This is a genomic window from Acetivibrio clariflavus DSM 19732 (genome assembly GCF_000237085.1).
Lineage (GTDB): Bacteria > Bacillota > Clostridia > Acetivibrionales > Acetivibrionaceae > Acetivibrio > Acetivibrio clariflavus.
Map to the genome: position 1 here is coordinate 942,197 of NC_016627.1, position 24,779 is coordinate 966,975.

Annotated in this window: 16 protein-coding genes and 3 pseudogenes; 15 read left to right on the top strand and 4 right to left on the bottom strand. The window is 32.6% G+C overall.

Annotated elements, in window-relative coordinates; genetic code table 11:
* The first annotated feature begins 1 nt into the window (after position 1).
* The 9 genes and pseudogenes from CLOCL_RS03950 to CLOCL_RS03990 all read left to right on the top strand — a co-directional run bounded on the left by CLOCL_RS03950 (position 2) and on the right by CLOCL_RS03990 (position 11,839).
* A complete protein-coding gene (locus CLOCL_RS03950; protein ID WP_245532836.1) occupies positions 2–1,690 on the top strand; it encodes a peptidase domain-containing ABC transporter in 1,689 nt (562 codons plus the stop codon).
* 85 nt (positions 1,691–1,775) lie between these two features.
* Entirely contained in the window at positions 1,776–2,159 is a 384-nt protein-coding gene (locus tag CLOCL_RS03955) for a hypothetical protein (RefSeq protein WP_014254140.1), read from the top strand.
* A gap of 184 nt (positions 2,160–2,343) precedes the next feature.
* On the top strand, positions 2,344–3,111 hold the full coding sequence (locus CLOCL_RS03960) for a hypothetical protein (RefSeq protein ID WP_014254141.1): 768 nt from the start codon (positions 2,344–2,346) through the stop codon (positions 3,109–3,111).
* Between the two features lie 273 nt (positions 3,112–3,384).
* Positions 3,385–3,852, top strand: coding sequence for a hypothetical protein (locus tag CLOCL_RS03965; RefSeq protein ID WP_014254142.1), 468 nt, complete (start codon positions 3,385–3,387; stop codon positions 3,850–3,852).
* Positions 3,845–4,963: an HlyD family secretion protein gene (locus CLOCL_RS03970; protein WP_014254143.1), complete on the top strand. Its 1,119-nt coding sequence runs from the start codon at positions 3,845–3,847 to the stop codon at positions 4,961–4,963. The genes CLOCL_RS03965 and CLOCL_RS03970 overlap by 8 nt, the downstream gene beginning before the upstream one ends.
* A 10-nt stretch (positions 4,964–4,973) precedes the next feature.
* Positions 4,974–7,256, top strand: coding sequence for an Ig-like domain-containing protein (locus CLOCL_RS20895; protein WP_014254144.1), 2,283 nt, complete (start codon positions 4,974–4,976; stop codon positions 7,254–7,256).
* 183 nt (positions 7,257–7,439) lie between these two features.
* A pseudogene (locus tag CLOCL_RS03980) lies at positions 7,440–8,951 on the top strand (IS1182 family transposase).
* 285 nt (positions 8,952–9,236) lie between these two features.
* Positions 9,237–10,470: pseudogene (locus CLOCL_RS03985) on the top strand (PoNi-like cognate immunity protein).
* A 151-nt stretch (positions 10,471–10,621) separates the two neighbouring features.
* Entirely contained in the window at positions 10,622–11,839 is a 1,218-nt protein-coding gene (locus CLOCL_RS03990) for an IS256 family transposase (RefSeq protein WP_014254046.1), read from the top strand.
* Between the two features lie 382 nt (positions 11,840–12,221).
* Here CLOCL_RS03990 and CLOCL_RS21440 read toward each other — a convergent pair.
* The 4 genes and pseudogenes from CLOCL_RS21440 to CLOCL_RS04010 form a co-directional block, all read right to left on the bottom strand.
* Positions 12,222–12,757, bottom strand: a pseudogene (locus CLOCL_RS21440) (transposase).
* Positions 12,758–12,911: 154 nt separating this feature from the next.
* The gene (locus CLOCL_RS04000) at positions 12,912–13,139 is read right to left on the bottom strand and encodes a tautomerase family protein (protein ID WP_014254146.1); all 228 of its coding nucleotides are present in this window, start codon (positions 13,137–13,139) and stop codon (positions 12,912–12,914) included.
* 15 nt (positions 13,140–13,154) lie between these two features.
* A complete protein-coding gene (locus CLOCL_RS04005) occupies positions 13,155–13,712 on the bottom strand; it encodes a flavin reductase family protein (protein WP_014254147.1) in 558 nt (185 codons plus the stop codon).
* 83 nt (positions 13,713–13,795) lie between these two features.
* Complete coding sequence (locus CLOCL_RS04010; protein ID WP_014254148.1) at positions 13,796–15,106, bottom strand: MATE family efflux transporter; 1,311 nt, start codon at positions 15,104–15,106, stop codon at positions 13,796–13,798.
* 980 nt (positions 15,107–16,086) lie between these two features.
* On the opposite strand from CLOCL_RS04010, the gene CLOCL_RS22980 reads away from it, so the two are divergent.
* The 6 genes from CLOCL_RS22980 (at position 16,087) to CLOCL_RS22995 (ending at position 24,724) form a co-directional block, all read left to right on the top strand.
* Positions 16,087–16,794 carry a protein kinase domain-containing protein gene (locus CLOCL_RS22980; protein WP_245532837.1) on the top strand — a complete coding sequence of 236 codons (708 nt, stop codon included), beginning with the start codon at positions 16,087–16,089 and terminating at the stop codon, positions 16,792–16,794.
* A 71-nt stretch (positions 16,795–16,865) separates the two neighbouring features.
* Complete coding sequence (locus CLOCL_RS22985) at positions 16,866–17,969, top strand: protein kinase family protein (RefSeq protein ID WP_245532838.1); 1,104 nt, start codon at positions 16,866–16,868, stop codon at positions 17,967–17,969.
* Entirely contained in the window at positions 17,966–18,280 is a 315-nt protein-coding gene (locus tag CLOCL_RS04020) for a hypothetical protein (RefSeq protein WP_014254149.1), read from the top strand. Before CLOCL_RS22985 ends, CLOCL_RS04020 begins: the two co-directional genes overlap by 4 nt.
* A 25-nt stretch (positions 18,281–18,305) precedes the next feature.
* Positions 18,306–18,701, top strand: coding sequence for a hypothetical protein (locus tag CLOCL_RS04025; RefSeq protein ID WP_144687087.1), 396 nt, complete (start codon positions 18,306–18,308; stop codon positions 18,699–18,701).
* Positions 18,685–22,335: a hypothetical protein gene (locus tag CLOCL_RS22990; RefSeq protein ID WP_041714922.1), complete on the top strand. Its 3,651-nt coding sequence runs from the start codon at positions 18,685–18,687 to the stop codon at positions 22,333–22,335. Before CLOCL_RS04025 ends, CLOCL_RS22990 begins: the two co-directional genes overlap by 17 nt.
* On the top strand, positions 22,310–24,724 hold the full coding sequence (locus CLOCL_RS22995) for a hypothetical protein (RefSeq protein ID WP_245532839.1): 2,415 nt from the start codon (positions 22,310–22,312) through the stop codon (positions 24,722–24,724). The genes CLOCL_RS22990 and CLOCL_RS22995 overlap by 26 nt, the downstream gene beginning before the upstream one ends.
* Positions 24,725–24,779 lie beyond the last annotated feature (55 nt).

Below are 24,779 nucleotides of genomic sequence, written 5' to 3' on the forward strand. Positions count from 1 at the left end.
AGTGTCTTCACTTTTCAATAAAGTAATTATGGATGAAATATTGCCATACCAATTAAAAGGTATGCTGGTCTCAGTGCTGATAATATTTTCAGTTATTGCGGTTACGCAAGTGGTAATTGGTTTTATAAGACAGTGGATGATGATATATTTGTCCCAGAAAATAGATATACCTTTGTTGCTGGGCTATTTTGAACACGTTTATAAACTTCCGATGAAGTTTTTTGCTTCAAGGAAAACTGGAGATATTATTACAAGATTTTCTGATGCATTTACCATTAAAGGTATATTTACAAATATTGCTTTGACGTTGATTATTGATATTTTAATGACACTGATAACCGGTGTGATTTTATTTAAGATGAATGCTGCTCTATTTGTAGTAATTCTTTTTCTAACAGCAGTAAGTATAGGATTAGTGTTTATATTTAAAGAACCATATAAGAAACTTAATGAGGAACAAATGCAACAATCTTCAGTGCTAAATTCACAAATAATTGAGGGACTGAGAGCATTTGAAACAATTAAGGGAAATGCGAATGAAGAAAGAGAATTAGAGAACATTGAAAGAGAATACATAAGGTTGTTAAGAATAGGATTAAGGGGAGGAATGTTGTCTAATATTCAGGGTTCCATATCTAGCCTTGTACAGACCATTGGTAATTTAGTACTGATGTATATAGGTGTTATGCAGGTTATCAATAATGAAATATCATTAGGAAGTCTGATGGCGTTTATTACATTATCGGGATACTTTATGGAACCTTTGGGGAGGCTTGTTCAATTACAGTTACAGATACAGGAAGCGAATATATCAATGAAAAGAATAGCGGAAATTTTAGACAGTGAGAAAGAACAAGAAGATGGCAATTATCAAAATATTGAGAAAATAGAGGGAGATATTGAGTTTAAAAATGTTACTTTTAGATATGGAAATAGGAAACCGGTTCTGAAAAATATTTCGTTTAAAATTTCAAAAGGCAAAAAAGTAGCATTGGTTGGAAGCAGCGGAAGTGGCAAGTCTACGATTGCTAAGTTGTTGCTCAAATATTATGAGCCGGAAAATGGAGAAATACTTATAGATGGAGTAGATATCAACGAATTTAGTAACAGCTCACTTAGGAAAGCGATATCATATGTTCCGCAGAATTCAGAGCTTTTTTCTAAAAGTATTTATGACAATATAAGGATAACAAAGATGAATTCAACTTTGGAGGAGGTTAAAGAAGCTGCAAAACAAGCAGATGCCCATGAATTTATAAAAAGACTTCCATTGCAATATTATACTTATCTTGAGGAAGCAGGAAACGGACTGAGTGGTGGAGAAAAACAGAGAATTGCATTAGCAAGGGCATTTCTTAAGAAGAGTGAATTTTATATATTGGATGAGCCTACAAGTAATCTTGATTTTGCAACAGAAGGTATAATTTTTGATATGATATACAATAAATTCAAGAATAAATCGATGCTGATTATTGCACATAGATTGGCAACTATAAAGAATTGTGATGAGATTATTGTTATTGATAAAGGTGAAATTATTGAAAAAGGAACACATGAAGAATTGATGTCAATAAAGGGAAAGTATTATGAACTGTGGGAGATGCAGCAAGGAAACTATGTAGTGAAGAACGATCAGGAGGAAATGAAAGAAGAAATAGCATGTATTGATGAAGAGGAAATGTGTTATTAGGATGTTACATTAATTAATGTTAACATACATTTAATACTTGTTCGCGGACAGGTACAAAAATGTTAATTTTAAGGAGGTAAATAAAATGGAAATTTGCTATGAAAATGAATTGGCTATGCCTAGCAGTTATTCTTTGGTAGGGCAAGAAGAAATGGCATATGTTGAAGGTGGTTATTACATGACAAATGATGACTGTAAAGCTTTAGCATTTGCCATTGGAGCAACTGTATCTATGAATATAGCAACTGTTGCAAGTCTTATTATTGCTTGTGGAACATCTATAACTGCAGTATTAGCAAGTGTTCCGGTAATAGGATGGATTGCAGCTGCTTATGGAGCTGTTACAATTATTAACAGTGCAGAGTCAATTGCATCTGGATTAATGACAGCATTATGGAATGGTACAGGGATGGAAGTATCTGTTGGATTCAGATGGTTTACTCCTTACATAAAGTGTACAGCCAAATAAATATATTACAAGATCTCTATGGGATAGCCCCATAGAGATCTACTAAGAATATAATTTAATAATTGAAAGTTATGGGGGTATTACTCTGAAAAATAAAGTTATTTATATAAATATAATGTTAAAATTGAGAAGGATTTTTGATGTTGTATTTTACATATGTATATTATTATGTGGAAATTTATTAATGTTTTATTATGGGGAAACAAATATAAATTTGATCTATGGTATAGTTATTGTTTTTTCGTTTTTACTTATGCTATTTATAATAAGCGCGACTATGGACACGCTATTTACTACATCAGATCCAATTAATAAAATAAATATTACAAAATACAGGGTTATTTTTTTTCTTAGAGTAGTGGAAATAGTAATTACATATTATTTTAGTGTAAATGATAACAAAGGAAAAGAAAAGATTTTGATATATAATTTTTTGATTTTTGTTATAAGTGGAGTGATCATAACACTTCATAATATGATAATAAATAGATATAAAAATATGAGTTCTGAAACGATTGAAGAAATGATATCTATTTATACTAGCTCAGATGAAAGAAAAATTGATGTTGAGGCAATTTACAAAAAGTTCATTTACTTTTTTGCTTATTGCATGTTACTAATCTTTGTATATAGATATACTCTATGGAGATGGGAAACTACTTTTGCTTTTTTGATTATCAATATAATTGTTCTAAAGAAACTTTTCTGGGAGGGATGTAAAAAGCTATATTACAAATATGTGGCGTATTTTTTTAGTATTTGTTTTATTTCAAGTATAGGAATAGTTTTAATGAAATTAATATATGATCAGCTAATTGTACTATCTATGTTTAAAAATAGGGATGAACAAGAATTATGGATGGTGTTAATGCTATTCTATTTACCGTTATTAAGATTAGGGAAGGATGTTGACAGAAGAAGAAAAAAAATCCTATATATCTGGAAAAAGTAGAGAATAAAAATATATTAAATAATTCAAAAAATATGAAAGTACAATTATAATATAAAGTTTGTTTTAGAGAGATTAAAATAATTCTAGCATGATTTCAAGAAAGTCTTCAAATAAGTTTTGAAGGCTTTCAAATGTACAGGATAGATTTTAGAAATAGAATAAATGATGATTTATTTGTAATAAATAATAAAATTTATAAATTACACAATAAAAAAAGTCTGAGGTAATAAAAGATAAAGTTCTTATTTTAAATAATATTTTGTGGAGGTTGCAATGAGAAACGATAAAATTCAAATAAGCTACAATAAGACTTTAAAGTTGAGGAATGTACTAATAAAAGAAGTTAACTTAATAGATACGTTAAATAAAGAAGTTTTTTTGATGGAAAATTTTATAAAAAATAAAGGCGCACAGCCTATTGGGCCTCTTATACAGTATACATATGTAGAAGGAAGTGGAACAAACGTTAAGGTGACTCTAAAACTTATGAGGCAATCAAATACGTTTATACATAAAGTTGAAGAACCATATAAAATGGAACCGATTATAAGAGTAAAAAATTGTATGTATGCAAGGTATATTGGAGAAGAAAGCAAACTTAAATTTGCGTATGATAAAATCAACCTTATAGCTTTTGAAGAAGGTATACCATTAAAAGGTGACAGTTACACCGTATTTGTAGCAAAAAATGATGACAATATAATTGCGGATGTGTTTATGGAGCGTGCTGACGGTGAGTAATCAAGTTAAAACTTTAAATGAATTAAAGGATAGTAGAATACTTTATGATAAAAATGTACCTGGATTTGCTTACATGATAATAATAATTGTTATGGCATTAATAATTACTATTATAATTTGGAGTATATTAACCCCTAAAATAGATATAATTAAAGCTCCCGGAATGGTTCAAAGTATTAACAAAAACTATGTAATGGTACCATATAGCGGAAAAATAGTGGATATTAATATTGAAGAAGGGACTTATGTTGAAAAAGGAAACGTGCTTTTGACAATAAAAAGTACAGAGTTTGATTTACAGGCTAAACAGTTGGATGGGAAAAAAGAGCTTTGTATGGAAAAAATAAGGCAGCTTAAGAAGCTAGCAGCTTCTATAAAGGATGATATAAACTATTTTAATGAAGGTGATGAAAAAGATAATCTATATTATTATCAATTTGAAAACTACAAAAGTCAGATTGCACAACAGAAATTCGATGCGGAAATGTATAAGTCATATGGTTATACTGATGCTCAAATAGAAAACGAAATAGAGAAAAATCAGAATAAAATAACTGAGATTTATTATTCCACTTTAAAATCAATTGAAGATTCTATCCAACAATACGAAAACGAATTGATAAACATAGAGCTCCAACTTGAAGCAGTTGGAAGTGGACAAGAGGAATATCAGGTTGAGGCTAATGCTACTGGCAAAATACATATGTTAGCCGAATATAAGGAAGGAATGGTTGTTCAGGCGGGAAGCGCTATTGCTAATATTGCTTCGGAACAGGATGAATATAAGATACAGGCGTATGTTGATGCCAATAGCATAGCACGAATTTCTGTTGGAGATAAAGTAAATATTGCAGTCTCGGGTTTGGCGGAAACTGTGTATGGAACAGTAACGGGACAAGTAGTTAGGAAGGATAATGATATAACAACGGACAGTGAGAAAGGAACAAGTTATTTTAAAGTTGATATAATACCAGACAATACATACATAATAAGTAAAAAAGGTTATAAGGTTAATTTTTCAAATGGTATGCCGGTAGAGGCACGTATTCAATATGATCAAGTGTCTTATTTTGATTATGTGCTGGAATCACTGGGTATATTAACAAGGTAGGAGTTTTGCAATGGCAAAGAAATGTTTAATAATAGTATTATTGATAGTTTTTATAATGTTTTTACAACCTAATAATTATTATATATTTGCTGAAGAGAATACTGAGATAACAGTGGAAAATGATAATGATAAACTCGGAGAGCTTCTGGAAGAAAAAATTGAAGAAAATGAAAAAGAAAATGAAGAAACAAGCTATATAAAAGTTACCGATTTGGATATAGCTGATTATAAAACAACCATGAAAGTTGGTGAGAAACAACTTCTTGTAGTTACAGTATTGCCGCTTGATGCTACTGATAAAAAAGTAAGATATTACTCAAGTAAGGAGTCAGTCGCAAAAGTAAATGAGTTGGGAAGGATTACTGCATTATCTCCTGGTACAACCCGAATTACTATTGAAGCTGCTGATGGAGTAAGTGAGGAATTCAAACTGAAGGTAGTTTCTTCGAAAGACACATATATAGAGGTTTCGGAATTGGATCTCGGTGATTATAAAAAAGAAATGAGGGTTGGAGATAATCAACTGTTATCAGTAACTGTTCTTCCTTATGATGTAACTGACAAAAACGTAAAATATGCGTCAAGCAATGAGAAAGTAGCTACAGTAAATGGACTTGGCAGAATTACCGCTCTTTCGGAAGGAGAGACTGTAATAACTGTAAAAGCAGGTAATAAGGAAAATTCATTTGTTTTGAAAGTATTGCCCAAAAAAGACACGAGAGTCAAGGATATTGATTTGGGAGATTACCAAGAGAAAATGAAAGTGGGAGAAACACAACTGTTAATGCCGGCAGTTATACCACAGGATGCAGTAAATCCCGGTTTTAAATATACTTCTACGAAAACTGAAGTTGCTACAATAAATGAAATTGGAAGGATCAGAGCGCATAAAGAAGGAACTACCGTAATTATTGTGGAGGCGGATGGAGTAAAAAAGCAGTTTGAGTTAACGGTTTATGGCGAAATAAAGGCAGCGGAAATGGATTTAGGAGATTATCAAAAAGTAATGAAGGTGGGAGATAAGCAGTTGCTAACACCTTCTGTATTGCCAAGGGAGGCATCAGACAGGAAGATTACATACAAATCCACCAATGAAGATGTTGCGTCTGTTAATGTATTTGGAAGAATTGAAGCTCATGCTATTGGTGAGACGGAAATAATTGTCAGTGTGGATGAAATTGAAAAATCTTTTGACTTAAAGGTTATAGAGAACAAGGATTATCCTGTGGAAGATATTTATATAGAGAAATATGAGGAAAAGATGGAAGTTGGCAAAACTCAGAGATTATCTGTAACAGTATTGCCATATTATGCAAAGGATTCAACAGTGGAATACAGTTCAGAAGATTATACAATTGCTACAGTAAATTCATCAGGAGAAATTAAAGCCATAAAAGAGGGAAGTACCGTAATAAATATCAAAGCAGGGGATGTAACAAAGCAAATTACAATTCATGTAGTGACGGCAACAGAAAGAATAGCAGTAAACAAAACGTACGTTGTTCTGAAGACAGGTGAGCAGTTTCAATTAAATTGTAAGGTTTCACCACCTGAAGCAAATCAAAAAATAGAATTCAAATCTAATGAGCCTTTAGTTGCAAAAGTTGACGATAACGGTTTGATAACTGCAGTTGATACTGGTGTGGCTACTATTATTGTTACTAACGGATATAGGCAGACAGAGGTTACTGTACTTGTTAATAAAGAATTTATTAAAGAAGGAGAAGAAGTTATTCCGTTAGCAAGTTCTGAGTATGAAGTAGATCTACTTGCTGAAATGATTAAAAATTCTGATAAAATGAAAGTGGTTATAAACAAAAGTGAGTTTTCAAAAGTGACAAAGTCAGCATTTAAACATTTGTATCTTTTGGAAAAAATTCTTATAGTAGATGGAGGAGAATATATAATTGAGATAAAAGGAAATGATATTGTTAATTACGAAAATGAACTATTTACTAATATAAAATATAACGAGATAAGCAAAGGAATTGAAATTATTATAAACGAGAATCAAAAACTTCCGGGTAAAATAAGCATTTCCTTTGATAATATTCAAATTCAAAGAGCAAAGTATCTATATTTATATAATGAAGCTAAGAAAAAATATGAAGTTATTAGCAATGCTATAGAAAACGGAACAATTACAATAGATATAGGCGGTAAATATCTATTAACAAATAAAAAATTATCATTATTAAGAGTTAATTTATTTGTGACAATTATAGGAGGAATTGGATTTTTAACTATGGTCACTATATATATAATATCAAGGAGAAGATATTGGTTCTGGTAAAACATTAAAACAGGGGACGGTTTGAAACTACTGAAAAACACCAAATAAAAAATGTAAAACATTCAATATATTTCAACAAATATATAGTAAAAAACCTCCTTCAATGGTATGATGGAATCGCGCAAAACCAAAACCACAAAGGAGGTTTTTTAAATGCTAAAAGATAAAAATAATTAATTAAGCATCTATTCAATATTATACAATAAAATTCCAGAAAATCATATACTTAAATTAATAAATAATGCAATTGATTTTAGTTTTATTAATAAACTACTCGAAAAATCCTATTGTAAATATTATGGCCGACCTGCAAAAGAGCCTGAACTTATGTTAAGGCTTTTAATTCTTCAGTATTTGTACAACTTATCCGATGAACGTGTAATCGAGGAAGCTTCATTAAATCTGGCATACCTATGGTTTCTTGGAATTAATCCTGAAGAAGAACTTCCCCATCCGAGTTTACTGGCAAAATTCAGAGTTCATAGGCTACAGGAAGTTACAATGGATGAAATAATAACTGAAGTAGTAAAACAGTGTGTAGAAAAAAATATAATTAAGTCCGGTGGAATTAGTATTGATTGTACACACACTCATGCCAATACTGTAAAAAAAGTACCCGAGAGGGTACTAAAGCATATTACCAAAAAGATATTTAAAAATCTAGAAAAAGAGGCAGGAGAGATACCGGAAGAAATCAATACAAATATTCCAAACTATAAGGAAATAGCAGATCATAAAGAAGCAAAAGCGACAATGAAGGCTTATGTGGAAGAAGTCATTGCGCAGGTTGAAGAAAAAATTGAACGGGAAAAACATACGAAAACATACAAAGTTATAGAAAAAGCCCGTGAGATATTAGAAGACCCAAAATTTATAGAACAAAAGAGTATAAGGTCATTGGTAGACCAGAATGCAAGAGTAGGATATAAATCGAAAACAGAAAGTTTTTTTGGATATAAAACAGAGTATGCAATGACAACAAAAGAAAGGATAATAACGGCAGTAAGGGTATATAACGGTGCATACGTTGACGGTACAGGATTTGAAGAATTAATTGATTTGACAAAGGATAGCGGAATAGAAATAAAAGAGGTATATGAGGATAAAGCATATTTCAGGAAGCCAATTTTAGATGTAATAAAAGAAAACGGTGCCGAAGCATACATACCGATTAGTGAAATGGTATACAAAATAGATGAGAGTAAATATGCGTATAATAAGGATTCGGACCAATGGTTTTGTGATTATGGGAATTATACCGTAGAGAAGCAGAGAAAGATAAGAAAAAGTGACGGTCGAGAATCATGGAAATATAAGTTTGATGTAGAAGGATGTCAGAAGTGTCCAAAAAAGATCAATGCTTCAAAATAGGGAAATCAAACACTTTAGAAATAAGTGTAAATATACCTGAATATTATGAATACAGCCAAAGAGCAAAAACGAAGGAATTTATAGAAAGATATAAAGAACGAACAAGTCAAGAGTGGAAAAATGGATAGATTTCATGGATTAAGCCGTGCCCGAGGGTACGGCTTAAGAAGCATGTCAATGCAATCAAAATTAACAGCATTGGTAGTAAATTTAAAGAGGATAGCCCAACTGGTATCCTCTTTAAGTAAAAATAATCATTATTTTTTGCTTCTGAAAATTAGAAATAAATGTTTTCGGCTGTATAAAACTGTAAAAGTGGCTTAAAAAAACCCTACTTTTTCAGTGGTTTCGAACCATCCCCTGTTTTGTGTTTTGTACTTCCAAAAGGTGATAAAATAGGTTATAATAAATTTTTAAAGCAGTGAATAATGATAAAAGACTATACAATGAAGTCAAGAAGGCATTAGATGAAGGTAGAAATATAGAAGATTTGTACTAAATGAAAAAGTTGAGGTAATTGGAGAATTGCTTGAATATATAGAAGGATTAAAAAATCAGGTGAATTATTTATAAAGTAAGAAATCAAAAAAATTAAAAGGTGATAAATATATGAGAGATCCATTATGTAATGAAAGTTATTTGTTAAAAACAATAGAATCTAAAAAGAAGAATATCTGTGAAACGAAACAAGAGATTGCTGAATTAAAAGCTGATATAGAAAAGGGGGATACAAAGATATCCAAGAGATAATCAAAGTATAATCTATGCTGAATTTAAGGGAATGTTTAGGAAGAATATAGATATGATTATGGCTAAATATTCTTTGGGAAGTACGCCGGATACAATGGTAAATGATTATTTGGATTGTATAACATGTTTAGAGAATATGGGCGAAGAAGGGCTCGGGTATATTTTCTTTTTATGGATGGTAGCACTGGGGATTCTTTTGGAAGTAAACAAAGAAGAACTAAAAAGACTTGCTTGCATTATAGAGAACAAAAAAATAGAAGATGCTCTTATAGATTTTCTTTTAAAGGCTTGTAATATAGAATGGCAACATTATATAAATACATATCAAAAAGAAAATCCGTATTCCAAAACTGCAGAGATTATAGAAATAGCATTACATAATAAAGACAAAGAAGAAGCTTCGAAAAGGCTTCAAAAATATATGGATAAAGAATGGTTTAAGGGACACTATGACTATGAGTGGAGAAATGCTCATAAAGAACCTGGTTATTATGGACTTTGGAGTTTTGAGACAGCTGCATTGGTTAAGATACTAAAACTAGATGATAGTGCCATTAAGGATAATAATCATTACCCGTATGATTTAGCTCATTACAAAAATGAAATGTCTTTTGATTTAAGTTGGTATAGTATGCCTTTAGAGAAAGAGACGATTAAGGAAGAGAAGGCAGTATTGGGTATACCTAATAATCCTGAATTAGAGCAAATAATACCACCCAAATTCAATAATTTCGTGAATGAAGTGATAAATGATTATAACGTTTTAACTGATGACGAGTTTTGGAAGAAATATAACTTGGAAAAAATTTGGTTTAAGTTAGAAGAGTTTAAAAAAGATAATAAAGATAAAAAATTATTAGGAACGATTGTTGTATCTCTGCTTGTAGATAAGGGCTTTATTTTGCAATTGGATTATAAAGAGGAGTTAATAGATCATATAGAAAATATACATAATTACTGGCCCGAGCAAGAAGTTAAGTTAGTGTGTTTTGAACTGGATAATGATCAGTACTATTATGCATATATACCTAAAAACGTAATGAAAGATTCATTGTATGAAGTGAAATTGATAGAAGTAGAAAATAAAAAGTAGAACAGGGGACGGTTTGGAGTGCCCACCCCCTTGTGGTGTACAGTTTGTGGACGGTTAATTTAGAGGATGTAAAAAATCTTGTGTATAAGAGATTGAATGTTCTCCTTCTTGGCAAGAATTTCTAATAAGAAAAGCTAAGGAGGAGAATTTTATGTCAACACTATCAAAAGAACATATAAAGCAATTAGTTCGGGAAAATAATTTCCAAAGCGTATCAGATGTAAATGCATATCTAAAAGACATTTTTAAAGATATTATTCAAGAACTGCTTGAGGCAGAACTTGAAGCAGAATTGGGTTATGCAAAAGATGATGTGGCAAATAAAAATACCGATAATAGCCGTAATGGTTATACACCAAAAAAAATAAAAAGTGAGTTTGGTGAAATTGATATACAAGTGCCTAGAGATCGTAAAGGAGAATTTCAACCTAAAATTATCCCAAAATATCAGCGTAATGTTTCCGGAATTGAGGAAAAAGTTATAGCTCTATATGCAAGGGGAATGTCTACAAGAGATATTAGTCAACAAATTGAAGAACTTTATGGATTCAGCCTGTCTCCGGAGATGGTTAGCAAGATTACTGACAGAATTGCTCCAGAAATAAAAGAATGGCAGCAAAGACCTCTTGAACCTATATATTCTTTTATATTTATGGACGCAATTCATTATAAGGTAAAGGATGAAGGAAGAATAACAAACCGGGCAGCTTACGTTGTTCTAGGAGTTACTATTGATGGATATAAAGATATCTTAGGGATATGGATTGGTGATAATGAATCGTCAAAATTTTGGCTTGGTGTACTGAATGACCTTAAAAATAGAGGAGTACAGGATGTTTTAATTTTTTGTGTTGATGGACTTACCGGACTTAAGGAAGCCATAAATGCTGCATATCCAAAATCTGAAGTGCAGCGTTGCATAATACATCAGCTGAGAAATTCTTTTAAGTATGTGCCATACAAAGACCTAAAAGCATTTAGTAATGATTTCAAAGAAGTATATCATGCTATTAATGAAGAAATAGCATTAGAAAAACTTTATGAACTTAAAGAAAAGTGGGGAAAGGAATATCCTTTTGCAATACGTAGTTGGGAAAATAACTGGGATGTTATAAGTCCATTTTTCAAATTTCCAGAAGAAATACGAAAAATAATTTATACTACAAATATAATTGAAGGACTACATCGTCAGTTTCGTAAGGTCACAAAAACAAAAACAATATTTCCAACAGACAGTTCACTAGAAAAGATTTTATATTTAGCATCAATGAATGTAGTAAAAAAATGGACACAACGTTACAAAAACTGGGATAGAGTACTTAGCCAATTGGTAATCCAATATCCAGGTAGGCTGGAAGAGTATATTTAAAAGCATTCACCCCCACCGCCCTCAAGGGCTCATCCTCATCGCCGGATGGGCTAGACCTCACAAAATTAAAAATATAGGTTTAAAAGGCTAATACTGACCATTATAAATGATTATTGCCAGATTTAATCAAGTTTATGTATAAAACTTAATAAATCCGGCAATAATATACAATGGAAAGGCAATAAAAAACAATATTCTGTAAACCTTGTCAACTAAAATTTACTTGCTAAAGAAGGATTACATAAATTATGATACACAAAATTACTTACATTCCCTTAATTTATTAGATTTTTTGGCTGTGTGAAACTTTTTCTGTAAATTGACTTTCTATGATAATTTTCAACGGGGCTTGTAAGTCAGATTCTGGCTTACAAGCCCTTGGTTATAATATAGTGAAAAGAAAATGGCAACTTATCCTCGCAAGCTTGCGTATAATACCATTATCCCTGACTGAAAAGTGCACGGCGTCTATAAAAACTATTGGGTAAACACTAGATAAAGGCCGTTTTTGCCATTCCTCGATTTCAGGAAGTAACTTGTTAGTGATATTTGAAACCATGCCTTCACTGACTTCAAATCCATAAATATCCTCAATTTGCTCAGAAATCTCCCGTGTTGTAAGTCCTTTTGCATACATGCTATGATTTTGTCCTCAATTCCTGAAATATCTTTTTGTCGCTTACGAACTATTTTAGGCTCAAATGAGCTCTCACGATCCTGTGGAACATCAATTTCCATCTCACCATATTTACTGCGAATAGTTTTACTCTTCTTTCAATTACGGGAATTTGAATTTTCTGAACGTTCATACGGTTCACACCCTAAATGTTCATCCATTTCTGCTTCTAATATAGCTTGCATAGTACTGCCCAGTAGATTCTTTAAAGCATCCTGGATGTCTTCTGCTGTTTTAATCATACTCCTGAATTAAACCGGCAATAATGTTCTTTTTGCCCTCACTCATGGGCTCTCGTCTTTTTGCCATAAAAAAGCCTCCTATGATTCTATATTTTATCATAGAAAGCTTATTTTACAGAGTTTTTTTCACAGTCTCTCCCTGTTTTGTGTTTTGTTAAAAATTGCGCTTTCCTGAAAGAATCATCATTTTATCTTTGTTAGGTTCAATTTCAGTCTTGACTACTTTTTCATTCCATTCGTCAGGGGCGACCTCTTCAATGGAAATTGTGATTGCTCCCTGTGGACAACCCCAAAACTCGAGAAATACTTCGTTGATCTTTTCCACAACTTTCTTTTTTGTTTCCTCATCCTTCGGATAACATTTAATTGCAATGTACGGCATACTGATTCTCCTTTACTATTTTATTTTCTTTCCATCACTGAAAGCATTACCTACTTTTTCGCCAAGTTTCAGATAGGTTTTGTGAACTCCGTCATAGGCTATAGGATTCAACTTTTCGGGGGAGATCAGACCGTCTTCACCGATAATGCTTTCATCAGCACTAACATTTACGATTTCACCGATAACTATGCCGTCCTCGTTAAACTTCACAAGCTTACATTCTAGTGTCATAGGCAGTTCCTTAATGATAGGAGCATCCACAAATTCGCTCTTTTCGGTATGGAATCCTGCTTTCTCCAACTTATTTGGCACATCGTTTCCAGAAACAATTCCTACATAATCTGCTTCAACCACATGTGCTGCATCGGCAAAGCTAACGGTAAAGGCTCCCTTTGCCTTGATATTCTTTGTTGTTTTGTGTTCTTCGCTTAGAGACAGCATAATCTGGTTAAAATCGTAAATTCCGCCCCAAGCAGCATTCATGGCGTTGGGAACACCGTTTTCATCATAAGTACCGACGATCAATACCGGCATGGGATAAAACCAAGTTTGTTTTCCGAAATTTTTTCTCATAACCTATTCTCCTTTCTTAATATTATAATAGATCTTCTTAATTTCATTATCAAAATTTTTTACAGTGCTTCATATAATCTTTATTAGTGAAAGTTAATTCCATTCCTTTCGGAATATTTAAAAAGAAAGATTGCCAAAATCATAGATAGAATCTCATAAATAGCCATTGTAAACCAGATAGAATTTCCACCGAAAATAGTAGGAACTATAAGAATGACTGCTGTATTGAAAATCAGGCTTCTGCAAATATTAAGTACCAGTGCAGGCTTGGTTCTCTTAGTAGAATATAGATAAGCGGAAATGATCGAATTGACCGACATAAATATAAATCCCGGTGAGTACATCGGCATGTATTTAATTACACTTTCCAGAGTTTCCGCATTAGCTCCGAACAGAGAAGAAACGGGACCACCGACAAAAAACAGTAAAATAGTTATAAGAATACTGCCTGTCAGATTAATTATAATCCCTGCACGTAAATAATACTTTAATCCGTTTTCATCTTTACTTCCGTAGCATTGACCGAACAAAGGCTGAAGCCCAACTGCTGTTGCAAAGAAGATTGCAGCGGAAAAAGATCCCACGTAGCCAATGATGGAATAGGCATTTACAGCAGTTTCGCCGAGTAATGCAAGAAGCATAAGGTTTGTACATAGAATTGAAATAGGGGCTGCAAACTGATTGACAGCTTCCGGTGTACCTCTGCCGAACATTTTAAGCAGCAGGGCTTTATCAAATTTGAATCGCTTAAATTTCAAAACGCTTTTTCCCCTAAGAAAATAAGAGATAACAATCAACATTCCAACAGTCTCAGAGATACCCGTAGCTATGGCTGCTCCTTTTACTCCCATACTTAAAGGGAAGACAAACAACCAGTCAAGGAAAATATTAAGTGCCGATGCAAAAACGCTGGAAGCACTTACAAGCACTGTAACTCCTTCGTTTCGGCCAAAGTTATTTGCAAAGGAAAACAAAGCACTAGGAATAGCAAATACACAATACCAAAATAAATAATCGGTTACATGATTATAAAATACATCGGTGGCACCGAGGAACCTTGCAATCTGACCCGTAAAAACAATACCGGATAGTCCAATAATTCCTGAGATCAGAATGGTTGCTATAAAAGAATGCATAAACGCTTCGTTAGCACCTTCGGTATCTCCTCGTCCTAATCGGATGGCCGTAATGGTGATTCCCCCGACCACAGTCAGCATAATCAACGCACCCAGTACCATAACAAATGGGATGACGATATTGACAGCACCGAGGGCATCGGTTCCGACACCGTTCCCAACAAAAATGCCGTCAATAATGGAAAACAGGAAAAATGCAATATTACTGATGATAGCAGGACATACATTTTTGATCAGTATTTTCGCTCTATTACTCATAGCTTGGTACCTACGCTTTCTATTTCTTCAATTTCATTTTTTAATAATAAGTATTGCTTTTCAAATAAAGTAATATAAGTAGAATGTTCTTCATCGGATAAGAGATATAAATCTCTTTTTTCTGCCTCATACAGGGTTCTTATATGCTGATTGCAAATCGCTTTAGCGTTTGACGCTAAGCGAATAGCTTTCTGACAGCGAATTTCGTCAAACTTTTCAAGTACGCTATATCCTTTTTACAGTAAGTTGTTGGCGGTGGAATTCGCCATTTATTTGGAATACATCCAGGCATCGCATAGACTGTTCTGCGAGCTGAAATCTTTAGATATATACACGGTATATAGGATCTATAATGCCTAATCCGACAATCCACAACGTAAAGCGCAATTATGATATAGGTGATTTTCTGCTTGTGGATTTGATTTGTAATGACTTGAAGCTTGCTGATATTGCCCATAAAGCACCTCAAAATATCCGAAATCGGACTTTTGTATTATAGTCTGATTCCGAATGACTGTCAAGAGTAGCACATTAAAATGGAAAGAAGTTATGTAAAATGCACCTTTAAAAATATTCACTTGATAAGTTCAAGGGGATAATGGTATAATTCCTACAAAAGGTGATTGAAAACAATATACCATAAAAACTCCCCTTAACGATCAACATTAGAAAACAAGTGTAACTTAGAGAAAGAATTATTTTATCCTCAAGATGAGTGAATTAATATGATATACTAATAAGTATAAGACAAAGATGTTAAGGCGAATGGAATATCTGAAAACATACTTTTATATTAATTAATGATTTAGCAATAACCACCAATCCTTTGAAATATAATTCATAGCATATCATCATTTTAAATACTACTATCAGAAGACCATCCTATAGAGCTCGGTTTATATAGAATTTGCCGCATCAAAATTGAATAACTGAAACTTAAGAAAAAACAAGGAAGTATAAAGCGAGGGAATTCAAAAGCAATGAAGAATGAAATAATTGGTAATACCTACGAATACATCATTGACACATCCTATGGAATTAATAAAGATGGATTTATCGCCATTGGTTCGGAAAGTATTGTTTATAAAGGTTTAAAAACCAGAATAGATGGAGGACTACAGTTTTCGTGTGTATTAAAGTTTAAGCCGAAGTATATATTAATCGACGGAAAAATTGTAAATCGTTTAGAAATATTCAAAAACGAAGAATGGAAAATTTTTGAGGAATTAAGAGAATGCAGATCAATTGTTCGAATAGATGATGTTGTTGACGATTTAGGAGATTTCAGCTTACCCTGCAATAAAGTTGCAAGTGGCGTTATAAACAGCGAGTCTTATTTTTGTGTTGTTGAAGAGTTTATTGATGGTTGGTCACTTGAGGAATTTTGCAGGGAAGAATACTGGAAACTCAGAAGAATTGAACCTCTTGGCAATGGGTTAAGTAATATCATAAATTATCATGACTTTAGTGATGATGAAAAATCAGCAATTAATCTTAGCTATAACTATGACAATATATTAAAATATCAAGATCAGATAATGCTTTTTATGATAAATCTATGTGAGATTATGGAATTTGTTACTGAACAGAAAAATATTCTACATTTGGATATAAAACCGGAAAATATCATGGTAACACGATACGGCAAAGAATTGGTGTTGATTGATTTTGGAAAGTCGAAAAAATAACTAAAGCCAATAGGTTTGTCAGAAGTAATTTATCTAATGTAAACTATAATGAAAACGAAACATTAGATAGAATGTATCAGTATGGGACATTAGGCTATGCAGCACCGGAATGCTACTCTAAAGCTACAGATAATTCCAAATTCCCGTTTACTGTAAGTTTTGAGCAAGGGAAAATGTCTATCGAAAGCGATATATTCTCTTTTGGAGCTACTTTTTGGGAATGTCTTAATATATTTGAGATGGTAACAAAAAACAAGGAATTTTCTGATGATATTCACGAGTTTTACAGGAATAATTTTCTAAATGATAATACCTATTTCAATAGAGATTTATCCTGTACATCGTCCTATTACCATAAAAAGTTGGAGGCTATTATAAAAAAGTGTACCCGAAAGCGTACTAACAGCTATTGTGATTTGGACAATAAAGATTATTACCATTCTTATAAAGAGTTAAGGAAGGATATAGAAAATGCGAGAGATTCTGCGCCAACCATTGTAAAAGAAGAAAACCCGAAAGTTAAGAATGCTTTTAATTTATGTGGAAGTATGCTTTCGTTGTTTTCCGTTTTCTTAGCTATATATTTTATCTTTCGCATTATGGCGTTTAATGTTGCTGAGGGTAAATGGGGGGTTGTAACTTCCAACTATAATGATACCCAGTTTTACAAACTCGAAGAAGTAGCAGAAAGTCTTATTACTACAGCTCCTGCAAACAGAATAGATGATATATATGCGAAAATTGCCGGTTTTACATATAAGAATGATGATATATCGGAATACGAAGCTGCAATGTTAGTAAGGCTTTTGCAGCAAATTGACAATAATGATTTATTACCTGAACGTGTCGATGAAATTATGCGCAATGCTAACACAAAAAAATTTAAGGAGATTTCAACAGAAATTGTTAAGCTTGATGTGATAGGTGAGAGTGTTGGTTATGATTTGGCAAAAGCAATTTTTAATGTTGAAGTAGGGAAATCAAATATTACGGCTGCATATGAAATTTTGGAAAAATATAAAGATAATATTGATTTGCGTAATGCTGTTATTAAGCTGAAAAATTCACTGGATAACGATAAAAATATCAGTATTATTGCGGAGGATACTGGATTGAGCAGACTTGAAATAAAGGCACTATTTGAAGAGATATCTGATAAGGAGGTGAAGGAATGAAAAAGCTACTTGAGAAATATGTGATAGCAAAATACATACTAAGTTCCTATGTGAAGACTTTAATAATATCATTAGTAGTTTTTACTGCGATATTTGCTATTCTTAAATTTACAGACTTGTATGCTGATATTGAAAATGCCCTTAATTTACAATATAACTCGCCTTTTATTTTGGTTCCGTTATATGGGTTTGCAACTTTGGCAGTGCTAAGCTTTTTCATTGGATTTCTGGTGTATTTTTATAAATATAAAAGACCTAAGACAAAAAGTACGTTTTATAAGGCCTTTTCAGAAATATTAAATGAGAAGTAAATTAATTGAGGGTAGTGTTATAGATATGAAGTTGAAGTTGTTAAATATTTTATCGGGTATTTGCTTCTTTATCTCATCTGCGTGTTTGATGAGTGTACCCTTTCTTGATTTAAAAGAAGGATTTACCACAGTAGCTTATATTTTTGCGGGACTATTTTGGTTTGGATTAATATGCGGCTTGGTTTTACAGATAATACTAGCTAATGCGTGTAAGGGATTACCGACTATAAAAAAGAATAAAAAAATCCTTAGAATAATTAGAATAATATTTTGGGTATTGTTGATTACAGTAATACCTGTTATTGCATTTTTTAACAACAACAGGTTTTTACTTCCTGTTAATTTATTTTTGGTGTTTTTGTCTGCAGAGATATACTGGGTAATCAGACAAATGGGGAGGTTAAATGAAAATGAAAGGTGAAGTAAAAAGATTAAAAACTAATCAGAAAAGTCTTAAACAGTTCATTGCTTTCTTGGTAGTTGTAGTTATGGTAGCAGGGACATTTTTAATATCTACTCTATTTACTACCAATGCAGCGGTTGAATCCGTATTTATTGTTAATGTGGATAAGTCTATTAAAGGAGACATTTCTATCACACTTACAAACTCCGAAAATTCGGCAGAGACTCAAACAAAGTACGTAATAGATGGGGTTGCAAGATTCAATAATTTTATTGATTTAAATAAAACATACAATATAAAAATAACAGGAATGATTGGATACGAAGATTATTATGAATCGGATGTTTCTTTTACCGGTACAAGCATTTCATTTAATGCTGCTGATTTTACACCATCGGGTGTCATTAGGGTTTCAGGTAAAATAATTGATGAAAACGGCGATATTTATAGAAATGGCGGGACAGTTTCTTATTCTGTATATAATAATGGCTCAGTTAATGTTGGACCTGACGGCATTTTTGATGTGATATTAAATAAGAATACATCTTATGATTTATATTTTACACCGTATGAACCTAAATATGATCCTGTTTTTATAGGAACTGTAAATAGCGATGTAGATATTTTTGATCTTGATGTCAAACTTTATCTTAAGACGTTTTCGATCACAACACTATCAGATAAGTATGGGTCAATCTCCCCTTCCGATTTTTCTATTCCATATGGGTCGAACAAAAGCATATCTGCTACGGCTAATCCGGGACATTTAATTGAGAAATTTGTTGTTGACGGAGTTCAAATTCCGGAAGCTGTAGGTAAAGAAAGGTATACGTATAATTTCTATTATATTACTGATAATCATAGTGTAGCCGTCACCTTTACTGTAAAAAAATATGAAGTGAAATTTGAGTTCAACTCTAACGGAATAATAATGGATGAATTTTTTAACAATATAAACAATGGCGGTAAAATTGTTGCTAATATAGGAGAAAGTCCAAGTTTTACAGCTATCGCAAACCCAAATTATCATATAAGCAGTGTTGAGATTGATTCCATTGAACAGATAGATGAAGGATTTAACAATGACCGAACCACTTATTCGTATAAATTTGAGAATATAGATGCTGACCATTTTGTTAAAGTAACGTTCTCTATTAATACATTTTCTGTAAATATCTCCACTTTTGGAAATGGTAGTGTCAATATCGGTAATTCACCGGCTGGTTCAGTAGTAGATGTACCTTATGGAGATTCTCTTACACTCACTTTAAAACCTGGAATCCATTGTGATGTTAAAGAAGTACTATTAGACGGAGTACCAGTTAATGATTATTACATATTGGACAATGAAGATGCCTATTCTTTTACTATTTCATCTATAGTAGGCAATCATGATATATCGGTTACTTTTGGCGAAATAGAAACTATAGAATCTGATGGAAGTGATTTTTATGACATTGTTACCAAAGACCTTATAAGTGGATATCCTGTAGTATCTGATGGTATACGTGTTTATAACTTTAAAAATAAGAATGCTTCGATAATTTTTAAACTTAATGATAAGTATAGCCATATTAGAATAAATAGAATTAGGTACCCGATACAGGCTGAATTTACAAGTTCGATTTTGATAGAAAAAATAGAAGTGTACAGTCATGATACAAGGTGGTTGGCACTAAAAATTCCGGAAAAGATTCAAGTAATTATTGACAAAGAAGCTCCGATTATAGGTGATATTCCGCCAATGGATTGGACAAATCAAGATTATACGATTAGTGGAACAGTAATTGATAGAGATACTAGAGATTTACCATCATCCGGATTGTCTAGAGTTGTTTGGAGCAAAGAGGCTTTGTCTAAAGAACAAGTTTTAGCAGAAGAAACTAATATAATTCCAGTTGTAAGTGGTACATTTTCGTATACAATTACAACGGAGCAAAATAATGAAAGGTACTATTTTTACGCCATTGATAATGCCGATAATGTATCTGATGCAAAAACAATAGATGTAAAAATCGACAAGACAAAACCAGAAATTACAGAGTTTACATTTCGAAAGAAGAATGGAGCTGATATATCACAGGTTATTAACTTTTTGACTTTCGGAACTTTTTCTAACGATGAAATTGAAGTGGTTATTACTGCTCAAGATCCCGGTATTTCATCAGGATTAAAAGAAATTACTTTATACAGAGACGGTATTCCTGTTGAAACTAAAAGTGTTATAGATGGTTCTACGATATTCAAGTTGACTCTTGAGAATTTTAGTGGAAATGAAATTTCTGCATCTGTAAAAGATGTAGCAGGTAATGATTCGGCAAGTGATGGACTTACCAAACCGACAGATGTAAAAACGAACGCTTTAAGCAATTTTGTCGGTCTAAAAACTGAAAAGCCAACTGTCTTTATTACTCCAATGAGTAAACCTTTATATATAGAAGGTGAAAAGCAATGGTATAATGACAGTGTTTCGTTTTCTGTATATGCTAGCACTGCAAGTGCTGGAATATATTCTGTTGAAATAAAGATTAACGGAAAGACTATTACAACTGATAAAAACGGAAAACTTATAGATAACAATTTCTTTGAGTCTCAGACACTGTATGAATTGTTTACCGTTAATACAGACCTTAATGGTTTAGATGGAGAAAATAATATTGAGGCTATTGTTACCAATAATTATGGAAATAAGGAAATTGCCAGAATAAAGGTATTTATCGATAGTACTAATCCTAAAATCCTGGGATTTAATATTACAACGGAAAATGACGGTGCCTTAAGTAAGGTTTTAAATTTCTTGACCTTTGGTAATTTCTTTAATGAAAAAGTAAAAATTACGGTTATTGCAGATGACCGTTTTGGTGCTTCTTCAGGAATTAATTCAATTACTTTATATATGGACGGAAAGGCAATAGGCGGTACATCAAAAGCTGCAACGAGACTTAGTGACGGAACATATAAAGCAGAGTTTATTTTACCGGAACGTGTAATTTCCAACGATATTTCTTTAAATGCAGTTTTATCGGCTATAGCTACTGACAATGTTGGTAATATAACAGGTAAAGACAAAAATAACCCGAATGGCCTCCCTGTAGTGCCTAATGCTGTAAATTCTGATTTAAAAAGCAATAAATTGGTCATTGAAACAGTTAACCCATCTATAAGTATTTCTTATTCTGAGCCTGCTTTTGTTGAAAGGGACGGTAAGAAGTGGTACTCCGATGATGTCTTATTTAAAGTTGATGTTAAGGATTTACATTCGGGTATACGTTCTGTTCAGATTAAAATAAATGGTGTTATTATTACAACAGATACTGAAGGAAAATCGATAAATGCTGATTTCTTTAATAAAGAAACTCATGAGGAGGTCTTCCTAGTAAGCACAAAACAAGGAACTAGATCAGATGATGGTTCGTATTTGATTGAAGTTGCTGCTGTAGATAATGCCGGAAACAGCTATTCTTCAAAAGATATTGTTTATAAAGATACGGGTATCCCTACCATTACTGAGTATAGTTTTAACCCAGTGACCTCTGATGGTATCAGCAAAACGTCTGACTTTATAGACTTTTTAGAATATGGTTTCTATTTTAAGACAGAATTTAACGTTGTTGTGCATGTATCGGATGATGAACCTTCTTCGGGGGCTTGACAAAGTTAGCTATCGCCTTGTATCTTATCAAAACGGAAAAAAATCCGGCGAAAAGAAAGGAACGCAAATTATTGCGGAGGGTATGGCAGTTATATCTATTCCGAAAGGTTTTAAAGGTCAAATTTTTGTAGAGGCATTTGATAATGCCGGCAATAAGTCCAAGGAAGAAACACCAAGAGGCTTTGTAAGTGATAACATTCCTCCTGAGATTAATATTACGAATAATACTTCTACAACTTATAATGACGCCGATGGAAACAAGTTATATGTTTCGGAGATGAGCTTTACTGTTACTATATCCGATTATGACTCGGGTATAAGAGAAATAGGATATTTTCAAAGTGCAGAGAAGGAATCTTTTGAGAGAAAAGGCACATTGATTGATAACACGGGCTACAAAGTTGGGGATGTTTTAGAAAATGGCTGGAAAGTTGTGGAGATGGATCATAACCTTGTTACAAAGGTTACTAAAGTATTTACATTTAATTCTGACGATAATGACATTACCCTTATTTTTGATGCAACAGACCGTTCAAATAACAAAAAGGAGAATGTTCAGAGTGAGAAAATTACAATTGATAAAACAGCTCCGATAATCAATGTAGAGTTTAAGTCTGATGAAAGCAAAAACAACTATTACTACAACAATAACAGGGTTGCTTATATAACGGTTATCGAGAGAAATTTTGATTCCAGTTTAATAAAAACTACTATTGAAAATAAAATTGGCAGAGTACCGAGCATTTCTTTTTCGAAGAAATCAAATTTTGAACATGTTGCTGTAATTGATTTTGATGAGGGTGATTATATATTTGATATTAGCGGTGTTGATTTAGGCAATCATGCTGCAGTTGTCAACTTCAATGGGGGAAATGAAAAACTGTTTTATGTGGATAAAACCAAGCCCAGAATTGAAGAAAATTTTGAAACTTTTATAAATAGTGCGACAAGGAATAGTTTTAACTCAGATAAAACTGCTACCATAAAAATAACCGAGCATAATTTTGATCCTGAGTTGGTTGGTTTAAAAATTTTTAGAAAGCCTGCAGGAGAAGAACACAATAGTGAGGGGTTTGCTGACATAACATCTGAAGTATTGGCTTCATCTCGTTGGATATCGAACGGAGATGTTCATACAATTTCATTAACATTTAGTAAAGATGCTGTTTATAAGATGGAAATTCGACCGGAAGATTTAGCTGGAAACAGTATTGAACCTATAAGTACAGTAGTGTTTGAAATTGATAAAACACCACCGATTGTCAAAGCTAGAAATGGAATTTTTGTTAGCGAAAATAATACTGAATTTGTAGATATATACCCCTATTCAAGAAAAGACGATCCTGCACCTACCGTTGAGTTTAGTGATTTGAATCTTGATCATATAAGGTATGACTTAACAGTCTATATTCCTGACCATACAAGCGAAGAAGCTGCAACAATTATTAGGCCGGTTAAAGTATACCTGGACGAAGACAAAGACAAATCCGGTAGGATCAAAGGGAACATATTCACTTTGCCCAATTTCACAAAAGATGGTGTTTATGCTTTAGAATTAACTGCTGTAGATATGGCTGGAAATGAAAGCCTTCTTAATCTGAATACCTATGCAAGGATGGTTGAGCAGGATGTATTGGCATATATAATGGAAAGTAATTTAGCAGCAAAAACAGGGCTCTATTCTTTTCAATACGAAAATGGAGAACCTATCAGTAAAAGACCTGATAACTTCAGTGATATCAAAATATGTGCCTTTGCGAAAAATGATTCGGATGTTGAGGTTGTTTTAAGGGACAATAATGCTGATGAAATAAAGACAGACGCTAATGGAACAATAGATGATAGTATTTATGGTTTCACAATTCATAACCTTATCTTGGAATCACGTTTCTTTAAGGAAAATTTCCAAGATGATACAGATATTGAACTGCATTTAACGGTAAAAAATGATGGTAATAGGATAGACCTAGGTACAATGCATATTGACAATATTGCTCCGACCTGTGAATTGCCTAAAGAATTCGATTCATGGCACTGGTATTATGGGGAAAAAGAACGTACAATTACTATTTCCAATATAAGCGAATTACTCGACGAGAGTCAGTGCAAGGTATACGATAACGGCAAAAAAGTGGATTTCAGATATAATAGTGACAATGATACTTTATCTTTCAATATCGGAAAGGGTTGGCACAATGTTGGGATTAGCCTTGTAGATATGGCAGGTAACGTAAACAATGTTCAAGAAAAAAGAAATATTCATGTAGGATTTTTCTGGCTTTGGATTATCATGACAATATCAGCGATATTAATCACAGTGATAGCTTTTGTAGTTATTTACAATATAAGAAAAATATACAGAGATGAAGAAGATTTGGCGTTGTCTTAATTTGTAAGTTAAAAATTTCTGTTTGAAATTATAATTAATAATTATGACAATGGGG